Consider the following 13,205-nt stretch of genomic DNA (forward strand, 5'->3'; position numbering starts at 1 on the left):
CTGTAGCGACCCTTTGCCGTGAACACGGCATGAGTAATGCTACCTTTTATAAATGGCGTGCCAAATATGGTGGTATGGATACATCATTAATGGCTCGACTGAAAGAGCTAGAAGCCGAAAATACCAGACTTAAAAAGATGTATGCGGAAGAGCGATTAAAGGCCGAAATCATCCAGGAAGCGATGGCAAAAAAGTGGTAAAGCCATCTTGCCGGCGTAAGATGGCACAACAGGCAGTTGCCCAGCATGCCATTAGTATTCGTTTGGCTTGTAAAGCATTTGGCATTAGTGAAACCTGCTACCGCTATCAAGCCAAACTCAGCGATGACAATGCACTCATTGCTGAACAGCTCATTGAACTCACTGAGGAAAATTCCGATTGGGGCTTTGGTTTGTGCTTCTCGTATTTACGGCATGTTGAGAGTTGCTGCTGGAATCACAAGCGGGTTTACCGCATTTACTGTGAGTTGGCACTGAATCTGCGTATTAAACCGAGAAGAAGACTAAAACGGCATGCGCCTGAACCATTGAAAGAACCAATCCGAGAAAATCAGGTTTGGTCATTAGATTTTATGCATGATCAGCTTTCCGATGGTCGCAAGTTTCGATTATTGAATGTGATTGATGATTACCGCCGCGAAGGCCTAGCCATTGAAGCAGGGTTCTCATTGCCCACAATCAGGGTTATTCGTACGTTGAATCAATTGCTGGAGTGGAGAGAAAAACCGTTAGTGATCCGATGCGATAATGGTCCCGAATTTATCAGTCACGAATTTGTGCGCTGGGCTACTGAGCACGGTATTCGTATTGAATATATTCAACCGGGTAAGCCACAGCAGAATGCGTATATTGAACGCTATAATCGGACCATACGTTATAGTTGGCTGAGCAAGCATTTATTTGATACTTTGGATGAAGTACAAGATTATGCAACAAACTGGTTGTGGCATTACAACCATGAAAGACCACATCAAGCTAACAAAGGAAAGCCACCTCTAATGGCTGCTTAACCTCTACTTTTAACTTCGGTTATTTATGGGAGGATTACCGCAAGACTTGTTTTTCCAGCTCCACCCGGACCTATGAAATGTATAAGCATGGGTCAATTTCCTTTATTAATTCAGCCTTATTTCACCAATAAATATAGTTTACATTTTCACCGGAAATCTGTCTCATAGCCGCGATGAGCAATCTTTCAATTATTTTATCAAGAGCTAAATAATTAGGAGGAAAACTTTCTAACGTAATAATATCGGTACTTATTTCCCATAAATTTTCTTTAATTTTTATACTCTTTTTTATTTGAATAGAATTTATTTTTTGTTGAAGTAAATCAATACAATCAGTTATTGCAACTTCTACAAATCCTACTATCTCATTATCTTTCGGCTTGAGCTCGACTAATTCAATATTTAAAGGGAGTAAGAAGATATGTTGAAATTCATTTGCAATATAATTATCTGTAATATGGCAAGAAGTCTGTCTAATTCCTATAGGGATAAGCTGATTGAATTCAACCTTAATTCCTAACTCTTCCTCACTCTCTCTTATTCCTTGTTCAATAGTTTCACCTGCCTCGTAATGCCCACCAACAGAGATATCAAGAAAACTTTTTCTATCAAAAGTATAGTTATCAGAATTTTTTAGCTGGAAATAAACATATTGAGTTGATGGGTTGTATACAAGACAAGTAAACACCCTATGCCATAGTCCCAATTGATGGGCTAATTTTTTATCGACAACCCCAATATATTCATAATTATCATTAAATATATCAATATTCATATCTTTTTTATCAAGTATAAATTTAATCAGAATATTTTAACTTCATTTAAAGTTTTAAGTATCAAAAAAGCAATTTTATTCTAGCTGCGCTTTACTCATAAAAGTTATAGATTACATTTGAATAAATAGAAGGATTCAATAATGAAAACAATTGGCTTATTAGGCGGAATGAGTTGGGAATCTACAGCGCTTTATTATCAACAAATCAATAAAATGATTCATAGCAAATTGGGAAAATTGCATTCTGCTAAAGTGATTATTAATAGTGTTGATTTTGAAGAAATAGCAGCCTTGCAAGCAAAAGGTTTATGGAAAGAGGCTGGAACATATTTAGCCGAGCAAGCGCAAAACTTAGAGAAAGCAGGGGCAGATTGTATTTTGGTGTGTACCAATACCATGCACAAAGTTGCTGCACAGATTGAAGATTCAATTACCACGCCTTTCTTACATATTGCCGATGCAACCGCAAAAGAAATTGTGAGTCAAAACATTGGTAAAGTCGCTCTCTTGGGAACGGCGTTTACAATGGAGCAAGATTTTTATAAAGCTCGATTACAAGATCATGGAATTGACGTAATTATTCCAAATGAAGCAGATCGAAAGATAGTCCATCGAATTATTTATGAAGAACTTTGTTTAGGGGTAATCAACCCAGAATCACAGCAAAAGTACATTGCTATTGTAGAGAGGCTCATTGCTGAAGGCGCCCAAGGAATTATCTTGGGTTGTACCGAAATTTGTATGTTGATTGGTGAGGTTAAATTTTCGGTGCCTTTATTTGATACGACCGCCATTCATGCAAAAGAGGCGGTGAGTTTTAGCTTAAATGAGAATAAAAACTCTAATGGTGTCAATCTACGTATGTCTGCTGCGAATATTGTTTAGCCATATTTCAAATATCCGTCTTGTCATTAAACGTTAAGCCTGTGTCGTCAAATGTAAAGTGGCGCCTATCCTACTTATTGTAGTTTTAGTTATTGCTTTTATAGGCACTCAATAAAAAACCAAAATATGGGATAGGACATGACGTTGACGAAAGCTATACGTTTCTATGGAACAGGAACGCCTGAAGTAATGCGCTATGAAGATGTAGAAGTAAGAGACCCAAAAGAAGGGGAAGTACGCCTACGTCATGTGGCAGTCGGTTTAAATTATGCCGATACATATTTTCGTAATGGAACCTATAAAATTCCAATGCCTAATGGCATGGGCGTCGAGGCTTCAGGTGTAGTGGAAGCCTTAGGTGAAGGCGTGACTCAGGTCAAAGTAGGTGATCGAGTCACTTATACAGGTTTTCTAAATACTTTAGGTGCATATAGCACCCACCGCATAATTCCAGCAGATGCTTTAATTAAATTACCCGAAGAAATTTCCTGTGAAACTGCGGCGGCCATGACCATGAGAGGGCTGACTGCTGCTTATTTAATGCGCCGTATTTATGACTTTAAAGCGGGCGATTCAATTTTATTGCATGCAGCAGCAGGTGGCGTTGGCCTGATTGTTTCTCAGTGGGCCAAATTACTTGGCTTGACCGTGATAGGCACAACGTCGTCAGAAGAAAAAGCAGCCGTAGCGCGAGCTCATGGTTGTGACCATGTGATTAACTACAGCCATGAAAATGTTGCTGAGCGTGTACGTGAGTTAACAGGCGGCGTTGGTGTAAATGTCGTTTTCGATAGTGTCGGTCAAGCCACTTTCATGAGTTCATTAGATTCTCTAAAACGCCGTGGTTTGTTGGTCTGTGTAGGCACTGCGTCTGGTCCAATTCCTGCTTTTGATCCGGTATTACTTGCCGTAAAAGGTTCACTGTTTGTGACGCGTCCAGCTTTGGCCGATTACATTGCAGATCCTGCCGAGAAAAAAGAACTGGCAAATGAATTATTTGAACATGTGCGACATGGACGAATCAAAATTGAGATTAATCAGCGCTATGAGCTAAAGGATGCGGTACAAGCTCATCTCGATTTAGAAGCACGTAAAACAATAGGTTCATCAATTTTTGTAATTTGAAGGGATTTCTTATGCAAATTGAACAGTTAACTTGCAATATTGGTGCAGAGTTAAGCGGTGTAAAACTCGCTGATGCTATTTATGATGATGGCTTATTTTCTGAAATTCGCTCACAACTGCTTAAACACCGTGTTTTGTTCTTGCGAGATCAACATTTAACTCGTCAGGATCATGTGGCTTTTGCAGAAAAATTTGGACAACTAGAAGATCATCCTGCTGTAGGGAGTCATCCTGACCATCCGGGTTTAGTACAGATTTATAAAAACCCCGAAAGCCCAGTCGATCGTTATGAAAATGCTTGGCACAGTGATGCGAGTTGGCGCAAGATCCCACCAATGGGATGCGTGCTGCATTGTGTCGAATGTCCACCTGTAGGCGGCGATACAATGTGGACCAATATGGTCATGGCTTATGAGTCATTACCCGATGATATCAAATGTAAGATTGCAGACTTACGTGCTTACCACAGCATAGAAGCGAGTTTTGGTGCTGCAATGCCACTTGAAAAGCGCTTGGACTTAAAAGCAAAGTTCCCCGATGCTGAGCACCCTGTGGTCCGTACTCATCCTGAAACGGGCGAGAAAGTTTTGTATGTCAACGCGTTCACAACGCACTTCAGTAACTATCACACCAAAGAGCGGGTCAGATTTGGACAAGATGCCAATCCAGGCTCAGCTGAACTGCTACGTTATTTAATATCTCAAGCCTATATACCAGAGTTTCAAGTGCGTTGGCGTTGGAAGCCTAACAGTATTGCAATTTGGGATAACCGCAGTACGCAGCACTATGCCGTGATGGATTATCCGCCTTGCCATCGAAAAATGGAGCGGGCAGGCATTATTGGTGATGCAACCTATTAAGGTTATTGGTTAACTCATTTTATCTATTTGAAAATTCTAAAAATATATTAGGAGATGCGCATGCAATTCTTTGACGACTCATTGCACCCAGAAAATATGGAAAAAGTGGTGATTACTGTTGCGCCGTATGGACCAGAATGGATGCCAGAAGACTTTCCCGAAGATATTCCTGTGACCATGGATGAGCAAATACAAAAAGCGGTCGAGTGCTATGAAGCGGGTGCTACCGTGCTGCATTTACATGTTCGTGAGCTTGATGGTAAAGGCTCTAAACGCCTATCAAAATTTAATGAACTGATTGCAGGTGTGCGTGAAGCTGTGCCTGACATGATTATTCAGGTGGGAGGTTCGATTTCATTTGCACCAGAGAGTGAAGGTGAAGCGGCCCTATGGTTAAGTGACGACACTCGACATATGTTGGCTGACCTTACACCAAAACCTGATCAGGTCACGGTAGCAATTAACACCACACAAATGAATATTATGGAATTGCTCTATCCTGAATATTTGGAAGGAACTTCACTGGCACATCCAGCGACTCAGGCAGCATATGCAGAGATGACTGTGCCAGCAGGGCCTGCATGGGTTGCCGAACATATTAAACGCTTATGTAAAAACAATATTCAACCACACTTTCAATTAACGGGAATGCATGGTCTGGAAACTCTAGAGCGTATGGTGCGTAAAGGGTTATATATGGGACCATTAAACTTAACTTGGATTGGAATTGGTGGTGGTTTTGATGGTCCAAACCCATTTAATTTCTTTAATTTTATTCATCGCGTACCTGATGGATGTACTTTGACCTCAGAATCACTACTCAAAAATGTATTGCCTTTTAACACCATGTCGATGGCAATGGGTTTACACGCTCGTGTGGGTAATGAAGACACGATTATTGATCATCATGGACGTCGTTTTTCATCTGTAGAGCAAATTAAACAAACAGTTCGAATTGCCCATGAACTAGGCCGTGAAATTGCTTCTGGAAAAGAAGCCCGCGAGATTTATCGTATTGGCGTTCAATACAACACCATCGAAGAAACTCTAATTGCAAATGGTATGTCACCTAACCGTCAAGCAGGGCAAAAGGGCGTTCCTCAACGTCGTTAATATGACGAGGTCTAATGGAATTTAGACCTGAATTATAGTGCAGCTTATTCGCGTTGGTTTTTAAAGGCGGGGTGCTGCACTAGCTCAATAGAAATTATAAAAAATACAAGGAGGTCTTATGAATGCGCATCAGTATTCAGATCAGATGAGCGATGTTGATACGTCAATCAGTATACCTCGTCGTTATGCATGGCTTGTTTTTGCTTTGACATTTGGTTTGCTCATTTCAGATTACATGTCCAGACAAGTCTTAAACGCAGTCTTTCCTTTACTTAAAAATGAGTGGTTGCTCAGCGATAGCCAGTTAGGTTTGCTCAGTGGCATTGTGGCTTTAATGGTGGGTTTATTGACTCTGCCATTGTCTTTAATGGCAGACCGTTTTGGGCGAGTTAAAAGCTTGGCCATTATGGCGGCTTTATGGAGTTTGGCGACTTTAGGATGTGCACTCGCTGAAAATTATGAGCAAATGTTTATTGCTCGTTTTATGGTTGGTGTGGGCGAGGCAGCGTATGGCAGTGTTGGTATCGCAGTGGTGGTAGCTGTTTTTCCTCGAGAAATGCGTGCAACACTCGCCAGTGCTTTTATGGCGGGCGGCGTATTTGGTTCGTTTTTGGGTGTGGCTTTAGGTGGTGTACTCGCACAGCATTTCGGTTGGCGTTGGGCTTTTGGTGGTATTGCTTTATTTGGTCTCATTTTGGCTTTTCTATATCCAATTTTAGTGAAAGAAAACAGAATAAAAGCAGCACCTCAAAATAAAATTCGTAGTAAAACCCAGCACATAAAAAGCCCTTTAAAAACTTTATATTCAAGTCGTTCAGTCATTGCCACTTACATTGGTAGTGGTCTGCAATTATTTGTTGGTGGCACAGTAATTGTCTGGATGCCGAGTTATCTCAATCGCTATTACGGCATGAGTACCGACAAGGCAGGTGTGATGGCAGCGGTCATTTTGCTATGTAGTGCAGTAGGCACAATTCTATGCGGGATGTTGTGTGATTATTTGGGCCGTAACTGTCCAGATCGTAAGGTCAGTTTAGCGATTACATACTGCTTGCTCGGTTGTGTTCTTTTATTAATTGCTTTTGCTGTGCCTGTGGGACGTAACCAGTTACTTCTCATTTGTCTCGGAATGTTTATTGCCCTAGGAACCAATGGGCCATCTAGTGCCATGGTGGCCAATCTCACACATAACTCAGTTCATGGTTCTGCATTTGCAACACTCACCTTAGCTAACAATTTTCTTGGTTTAGCACTTGGTCCTTTAGTCGTTGGTAAAGTATCTGATGTGATTGGTTTACATAGTGCATTTCAACTGATGCCATTGGTCAGTATTGCAGCCGCAGCCGTATTTTTTTATGCCAAACGCCATTATCACAAAGATATCGCACGCTTTGAGCAGCAAGGAATAACTGAGCTTAAAAATCATTCAAGTAACCAAATACAAAAATGCGAGATGAATAACAAATGATGATTCGGCAATTACATATTGATGTATTTTTTGACTTTATTTGTCCTTGGTGTTTGATCGGAAAACGTCAGTTACTGATCGCTATAAATAGATTTTATCAGCTTCACCCCAAAGTCAAAGTTGTCGTGCATTGGCGAGGTGTACAGCTCATACCAGACTTACCCGTTGAAGGAGTCCCGTTTCAAACATTTTATTTGAAAAGGTTAGGCAGTGTGACAGCAGTTCGTATGAGACAGGAACAAGTCAATAAAGCTGCAAATAAGGTCGGGCTTAAGATCGATTTTGAACAGATTAAACGCATGCCAAATACGGCTAAGGCTCATCGCTTATTTGATAAAGCTTTAAAGGTAGGCACTCCTGAGCAGTGCAATATGCTGTTAGAGCAACTCTTTGCGGCATATTTTTATGATGGGTTAGATATTGGAAATACCATCACTTTATCCAGAATAGCAAAACGTTGTGGCTTTTCACCTGAGCTTATAAAAAGTTCACTTATTCAAGATCGTCAAGATTTTATATCAGCAAGTACAGGCGGGAATGGCGTGCCTTACTTTATTTTTGATAATGGTTCTGTGCTGGTTGGAGCGCAATCAGCAGATGCACTTTACCAAGCGATGCATGAGGCGCTTGTGGGACAAGGAGAGTTGATATGACCCAACGATTTGAAGTGCCTCTAGAAAAAATACCGAATTCAGGTGAGCGGGCTTTTTTAAAAATTGGAGATAAAACTCTCGCGCTATTTAATGTTGCGACTCAGTTTTATGCAATCGATGACAGTTGTCCTCATCAGGGGGCATCGCTATTTAGTGGACGTCTAGAAGGACGAGTGATTCAGTGCTGTGCCCATGGTCTACGCTTTGATTTAACAAATGGCTGTTTAGTTAATTCTGCTCATCTCAAAGTGGCGACTTATCCCGTAGAAGTGAGTGGAGAAAAGTTATTTATTGTGATGGGTTCTGGGGAAAATCATGGCTAGTTTAGTTTTGAAAAATTTTACCCAGCGTACAAAAGAATTGGCACCAGGTTTTATTGTAAGTTCGATCGTTGCGGCGGCGGCATGTTTTTTATCTGAGCACTACGGTGCCCCAGTCATGTTATTTGCGTTGTTACTGGGAATGAGCCTGAATTTTTTAGCAGCCGAAAGTAAATGTAAGGCGGGCATTGAATTTACCGCACGCAGTGTGCTGCGAATGGGCATTGCGTTACTCGGCATGCGTATCACTTTGGGGCAAATCACTGCATTGGGCTGGCAGCCTGTAGCTTTAGTCGTAACACTTGTGATTGTCACAATCGCCGTCTCTGTAATTGCAGCTAAAATTTTAGGTTTCCAAAAATTATTTGGCATGCTCACTGGTGGATCAACGGCAATTTGTGGCGCTTCAGCTGCGTTAGCACTATCCGCCGCTTTTCCGAATCATCCGCAAAAAGAAAAAGCGACTCTGTTTACAGTCATTGGTGTGTCGGCACTTTCGACATTTGCAATGATTGTCTATCCCATGATTGCGAAGTGGCTAGAACTATCGCCACAAGCTGCTGGCGTGTTTCTTGGTGCAACGATTCATGATGTAGCCCAAGTGGTCGGGGCGGGTTATAGCATGTCTACTCAAACAGGTGATACGGCGACTGTCGTTAAACTTATGCGTGTGGCAATGTTGCTTCCAGTGATTGTTTGCGCTGCCATGATTACCCGCATGCAAGGTGCAAATTCAACGGGAGAACGACCGCCATTATTGCCTTGGTTTGCAGTTGGATTTTTAATACTGGCTTGTATTAACAGTACTGGATGGGTGCCAGTGGTCGTTCAAAATGGAATAAATGATTTATCACGTTGGTTTTTAGTCATCGCGATTAGTGCCTTAGGCATGAAAACTCAGTTAAAAGAGTTAGCTTCTGTCGGGATTAAACCAATTCTTTTGATGGTCGGCGAAAGTATCTTTTTAGTACTATTGGTACTCGGCCTCATGCACTTGTGGTTTTGACCTCATTTTAAATATTTAGAGGAGGTTTTGGGTTATGCATAAAACCTCCTCTATCTTTTGTATGTCACTTTATTTTTGAATCCATTCATTTTTTCTAATTTCAATGTAGACGAGTTTAACTATGAAGTGATTTGTTATGGCTGCGCCACATTGTTGGTGACATGCCAAACTGACTAATAAACCAACGAGTAAAAGAACTCGGCATCGAGTAACCTAAAATATCAGATACTTGAGCGAGTGAATAATTTAGATTTTTTAAATAACGAAATACGAGATCTTTACGGACTTCATTGATTAAATCACTAAAACTCGTCTGAGCTTCTTCTAAACGACGCTGTAAGGTCCGAACATGAATACCATGTGTTTGAGCGACTTGATCAATCGTGGCACGGCCCATTGGTAAAAGAAGATAAATACTTTTACGAATATCAAAAATCATGGTCGATTCATCACTATTCTGTAAAATATCTAAATAGCGCTGTGCATGGTTGGCCATAGCCAAATTTGCCTGAGGATTTGTTGTATCAAGTTCGGCCGTGGTACAAACAATACCATTAAAGTCACTGCCAAACTCTAATGCACAGCCAAAAATCCGTCGATGCAGAGTTAAATCGCTTGGTGGATTATGGGTAAAGTGAACACTCAAAGGCCGCCATTTTTGCATCAATAATGCTGCACAAAAACGATGGGTAATTCCTAAAGCAAGTTCAGTTGCTTGACGACTATATCCGCAAGTTGTTGTGACAACTTCTTCTCTAATGACAACAGTATCATCAATTTCTTCAATATATATTTCAAGTGAGTTGTTAAGTAAATTTCTATATCGAACAAGAGTTTGTAAGGCATCTCGCAATGTGTGCTGATAATTTAACAAAAGGCTAATTTCACCAAAATCTGCGATTTCACGTTGCTCTGCCATGTGTAAACCGAAAACATCACAGCTACTCATTTGGGCTGAGTCTTCAAGTAAGGTAATCGCTTTATCTACAGGAATGCGCTGATTAAGATCATTTAATTGAGTTTGGCTAAGACCAACGCGTGATAATAAATGGTATGGATTAATAGCTAATTGCTGTGCAACGGCCAAATAGTTTTTTAAAGAGGCGGTATGCGCAAGAGGAACCATTTTATTATCTCCTTGTTCTTAATAAGCCATATTCCTTACAGCTCATATTTAGTTATAACCAAAATCTTCACATTACAAAAGCTTTTATTTAAGAGCTTAAACGTTAAGTACGGTTAATTTTACACTTCTTCTTTTAATTTATTTGTAATTACAAAACTTATTTTAATTAATTTTAAGAAGATGTGTCGTCAAATGAAAAGCCCGTGACGCCTTATGTGCATCATTGAATGAAATGAGACTTTATTGTGAGTGTGAGTTTTATAAAAATTCTTATGCATCCTAGATGGCGAAGTTCACAGGTGTCGAAATGGAAAAAATACAAACCAGAGCAACAATTTTAATCATTCCGGGGTTACGTGATCATGTTCCCGAGCATTGGCAAACCATTTTAGAGACAAGGCTAGCGAAGGTTCATTCTGTGCCACCTGTGCAGAACCATAAACTGAATTGTCAAAATAGAGTTGCTGCTATACAAGCCCAACTCGAACAAATACAAGGACCTGTCATTTTAGTTGCTCATAGTGCTGGTGTACTTATGACTATACATTGGGCAGCAAAATATCAACGACCAATTCATGGTGCGTTACTTGTTGCACCGCCTGATTTAAACAAAAGTTGGCCTGAAAATTATCCGAGCCCAGCCGTACTTCATCAAGAAGGATGGAGTCCTTTACCAGATCAAACCCTTCCTTTTCCAAGCATGTTGGTTGCAAGCACAAATGACCATTTAGCGCGTTATGAAGCTGTAAGTGATATGGCAGAAAAATGGGGAAGCCAACTCGTAAATTTGGGTGATGTGGGACATCTAAACCCAGCATCTGGCTTTGGGTATTGGCCCTTAGCTGAACAATTTATTCAACAGTTAGATCAGGTAGAACAACCCGCCTAGTACAAAAAATACCTGCTTATTTAAATCCTTTAAAAGCCAATGGATGGTTTTTAGTAATAAGCATAAATAAGAAAAATCATATTTATATGGAGATAATATGGTCATTACCTACGCATGTTTAAATCAAAGAAACAATTATATTTTATATATTCAAAAAATAAGTGTTTCATTAAGTCTGATTTTACTCATGTCTAAAGCAAGTGCTGGCAGTTTTGATTTTGATAAAGATTGGCAATTTGAATCAAAAACCACATTAAGTTTAGGCGCCAGTTGGAGTACACAAGATCCATCTACTTCATTACTTTATCGGCCTGATGCAAATAAAATCGGCAAACAAGGTTCTAGCATTGATGTGAATGGTGATGATGGACGCATGAATTTTAGTAAATATGACGCCATTTCACAGATCATTAGAGGCATAACTGAAGTTAAGCTCAATGGGAAGCAGCAAGGTGCGGTCATTAGTACTAAATATTGGTATGACCATGCCTATGAAACAGGACACGGAGACTTGAAACCCTTTAATGATTCAGCGTGGCCAAGGCTTGCAAAGTTCAAAGGTATCGATTTATGGAATGCCTATATATGGAAAGATTTTGAACTAGGTGAAGGAAAAACCATAAATTTAAAATTAGGTAAACAGACTTTAAATTGGGGGAAATCGCAGTTTTTCCAAAATGGTTTAAACTCGGTGAGTGCATTTGATTTTGCCGCAATCAACCGACCAGCTGGTGATGCAAAAGAAAGAATGATTCCCACCGAAATGTTTTCATTCGATACAAGCATTAATAAAAATTTGAAAATAGAAGGGTTCTATCAATTTAAATTTAGACCGTCAGTCGTTGATGGTAGCGGAACTTTCTTTGAAATTTCTGACTTTGTTCCCGAAAATGCGGGTCCAGTTCTGATTGCAGGGGGCGGAGATAAATTGTCAGATACAGCAATGCGTTTACGTACTTATATTCCGCGTGCAGAAAGCAGAAAAGCAAAAGACAATGGTCAATATGGTATTGCTTTAAAACAGACATTACCAAGTTTAAATAATGCCGAACTGGGTATTTACTATGCTAATTACCATAGTCGCAATGCAAACTTTGATGGAACGGCTGTAACAGCGCGGGGGCCAGAGAACTTTAATACCGCAAGTTATTTTTCTATCTATCCTGAAAATATCAAAATGTTTGGATTAAGTTTGACTGGCAAAGTTGGAACAACAACTGTTTTTAGTGAATTAACACATAAGCCAAATCAACCTTTGCAATTAAACGGTACAGACATTGTCTATGCCCAAGTGTTATCGGACGGCACACCATTTTCGCCGCCGGGGGAAACTCCTGAATTAGGTCAATATATTCAGGGATATGTACGCTTACCCGTAACACAATTCTCCATTGGCGCAACTGATAGCATATCGAATATTTTTGGAGCAAATTCGATGACTTAGTCTACAGAGTTTGCCTTAAATCATATTGCAGATATTGGTAATCATCGGATAGGTCGAACAGGAGCTTTTGGCCGTAGCGAGCTTTCAACGGGTGCCTATAATCCTGATACAGGAGCATTCAAATGTACGCCTTATGGTACAGCGCATCTTACAAATGCAGAAATTGACAACTTAAATGAACGTTTTTGTAATGGAAATGGGTTTTTTAGCGAATGGTCATTGGGTTATCGTTTACGCGGCGCGTTAAATTATCAGGATATTTTACCTTCCACAATTATTACTCCAAGTCTTAGTTTTAGACATGATGTTTATGGATTTAGCCAAAACTTTCAAGAAGGGCAAATGAGTGTAAGTGCTGCGTTATCTATGACTTATCAGCAAAAATATACCACTGAGATTGCTTATAATAACTTTTTTGGTTCCAATGAATTTAGCACGATAGATGATCGAGATTTTGTGTCATTAGCATTTAAAGCTAATTTTTAGTTTGATCACTTTTTCTCTCCCGATAAATTATAATAAATGAAAATTA

Annotated in this window: 12 protein-coding genes and 1 pseudogene; 11 read left to right on the forward strand and 2 right to left on the reverse strand. The window is 40.0% G+C overall.

Going from position 1 to position 13,205, the window contains the following annotated elements; genetic code table 11:
* A protein-coding gene (locus ACINWC141_RS12280; RefSeq protein WP_155757872.1) for an IS3 family transposase occupies window positions 1–1,009 on the forward strand; the annotation gives its coding sequence in 2 pieces (ribosomal slippage) (window positions 1–186 and window positions 186–1,009; 1,010 coding nt annotated over the 2 pieces). This gene is flagged as partial in the annotation.
* Window positions 1,010–1,130: 121 nt separating this feature from the next.
* Here the strand turns inward: ACINWC141_RS12280 and ACINWC141_RS12285 are convergent.
* Window positions 1,131–1,784, reverse strand: coding sequence for an NUDIX hydrolase (locus ACINWC141_RS12285; RefSeq protein ID WP_009391757.1), 654 nt, complete (start codon window positions 1,782–1,784; stop codon window positions 1,131–1,133).
* Between the two features lie 141 nt (window positions 1,785–1,925).
* Here ACINWC141_RS12285 and ACINWC141_RS12290 point away from each other — a divergent pair, with 141 nt between their 5' ends.
* The 8 genes from ACINWC141_RS12290 to ACINWC141_RS12325 all read left to right on the forward strand — a co-directional run bounded on the left by ACINWC141_RS12290 (window position 1,926) and on the right by ACINWC141_RS12325 (window position 9,214).
* Window positions 1,926–2,669: an aspartate/glutamate racemase family protein gene (locus tag ACINWC141_RS12290; protein WP_009391825.1), complete on the forward strand. Its 744-nt coding sequence runs from the start codon at window positions 1,926–1,928 to the stop codon at window positions 2,667–2,669.
* Window positions 2,670–2,807: 138 nt separating this feature from the next.
* Window positions 2,808–3,794: a quinone oxidoreductase family protein gene (locus tag ACINWC141_RS12295; protein WP_034678522.1), complete on the forward strand. Its 987-nt coding sequence runs from the start codon at window positions 2,808–2,810 to the stop codon at window positions 3,792–3,794.
* An 11-nt stretch (window positions 3,795–3,805) separates the two neighbouring features.
* A complete protein-coding gene (locus tag ACINWC141_RS12300) occupies window positions 3,806–4,654 on the forward strand; it encodes a TauD/TfdA dioxygenase family protein (RefSeq protein ID WP_009391764.1) in 849 nt (282 codons plus the stop codon).
* 60 nt (window positions 4,655–4,714) lie between these two features.
* Entirely contained in the window at window positions 4,715–5,767 is a 1,053-nt protein-coding gene (locus tag ACINWC141_RS12305; RefSeq protein WP_009391669.1) for a beta-keto acid cleavage family enzyme, read from the forward strand.
* A 118-nt stretch (window positions 5,768–5,885) separates the two neighbouring features.
* Window positions 5,886–7,235, forward strand: a complete 1,350-nt coding sequence (locus ACINWC141_RS12310; protein WP_009391729.1) for an MFS transporter — start codon at window positions 5,886–5,888, stop codon at window positions 7,233–7,235.
* Entirely contained in the window at window positions 7,232–7,888 is a 657-nt protein-coding gene (locus ACINWC141_RS12315; protein WP_034678532.1) for a DsbA family oxidoreductase, read from the forward strand. Before ACINWC141_RS12310 ends, ACINWC141_RS12315 begins: the two co-directional genes overlap by 4 nt.
* A gap of 14 nt (window positions 7,889–7,902) precedes the next feature.
* On the forward strand, window positions 7,903–8,211 hold the full coding sequence (locus tag ACINWC141_RS12320; protein WP_081400140.1) for a Rieske (2Fe-2S) protein: 309 nt from the start codon (window positions 7,903–7,905) through the stop codon (window positions 8,209–8,211).
* A complete protein-coding gene (locus tag ACINWC141_RS12325; protein ID WP_009391692.1) occupies window positions 8,204–9,214 on the forward strand; it encodes a YeiH family protein in 1,011 nt (336 codons plus the stop codon). The genes ACINWC141_RS12320 and ACINWC141_RS12325 overlap by 8 nt, the downstream gene beginning before the upstream one ends.
* A gap of 115 nt (window positions 9,215–9,329) precedes the next feature.
* On the opposite strand, the gene ACINWC141_RS12330 is transcribed toward ACINWC141_RS12325, so the two are convergent.
* Window positions 9,330–10,340, reverse strand: coding sequence for an AraC family transcriptional regulator (locus ACINWC141_RS12330; protein ID WP_009391728.1), 1,011 nt, complete (start codon window positions 10,338–10,340; stop codon window positions 9,330–9,332).
* A 283-nt stretch (window positions 10,341–10,623) separates the two neighbouring features.
* On the opposite strand from ACINWC141_RS12330, the gene ACINWC141_RS12335 reads away from it, so the two are divergent.
* Window positions 10,624–11,229, forward strand: coding sequence for an RBBP9/YdeN family alpha/beta hydrolase (locus ACINWC141_RS12335; RefSeq protein WP_081400136.1), 606 nt, complete (start codon window positions 10,624–10,626; stop codon window positions 11,227–11,229).
* 97 nt (window positions 11,230–11,326) lie between these two features.
* Window positions 11,327–13,159: pseudogene (locus ACINWC141_RS12340) on the forward strand (DUF1302 domain-containing protein).
* The last annotated feature ends 46 nt before the right edge of the window (window positions 13,160–13,205 follow it).

The sequence above is a fragment of the Acinetobacter sp. WC-141 genome, from assembly GCF_000313935.1.
Taxonomy (GTDB): domain Bacteria; phylum Pseudomonadota; class Gammaproteobacteria; order Pseudomonadales; family Moraxellaceae; genus Acinetobacter.

What these genes read in the sequence shown, in the direction of transcription:
- ACINWC141_RS12285 (WP_009391757.1), bottom strand. Translation starts at nt 1,784, where the DNA reads ATGAATATTGATATATTTAATGATAATTATGAATATATTGGGGTTGTC.
- ACINWC141_RS12290 (WP_009391825.1), top strand. Translation starts at nt 1,926, where the DNA reads ATGAAAACAATTGGCTTATTAGGCGGAATGAGTTGGGAATCTACAGCG.
- ACINWC141_RS12295 (WP_034678522.1), top strand. Translation starts at nt 2,808, where the DNA reads ATGACGTTGACGAAAGCTATACGTTTCTATGGAACAGGAACGCCTGAA.
- ACINWC141_RS12300 (WP_009391764.1), top strand. Translation starts at nt 3,806, where the DNA reads ATGCAAATTGAACAGTTAACTTGCAATATTGGTGCAGAGTTAAGCGGT.
- ACINWC141_RS12305 (WP_009391669.1), top strand. Translation starts at nt 4,715, where the DNA reads ATGCAATTCTTTGACGACTCATTGCACCCAGAAAATATGGAAAAAGTG.
- ACINWC141_RS12310 (WP_009391729.1), top strand. Translation starts at nt 5,886, where the DNA reads ATGAATGCGCATCAGTATTCAGATCAGATGAGCGATGTTGATACGTCA.
- ACINWC141_RS12315 (WP_034678532.1), top strand. Translation starts at nt 7,232, where the DNA reads ATGATGATTCGGCAATTACATATTGATGTATTTTTTGACTTTATTTGT.
- ACINWC141_RS12325 (WP_009391692.1), top strand. Translation starts at nt 8,204, where the DNA reads ATGGCTAGTTTAGTTTTGAAAAATTTTACCCAGCGTACAAAAGAATTG.
- ACINWC141_RS12330 (WP_009391728.1), bottom strand. Translation starts at nt 10,340, where the DNA reads ATGGTTCCTCTTGCGCATACCGCCTCTTTAAAAAACTATTTGGCCGTT.
- ACINWC141_RS12335 (WP_081400136.1), top strand. Translation starts at nt 10,624, where the DNA reads ATGGCGAAGTTCACAGGTGTCGAAATGGAAAAAATACAAACCAGAGCA.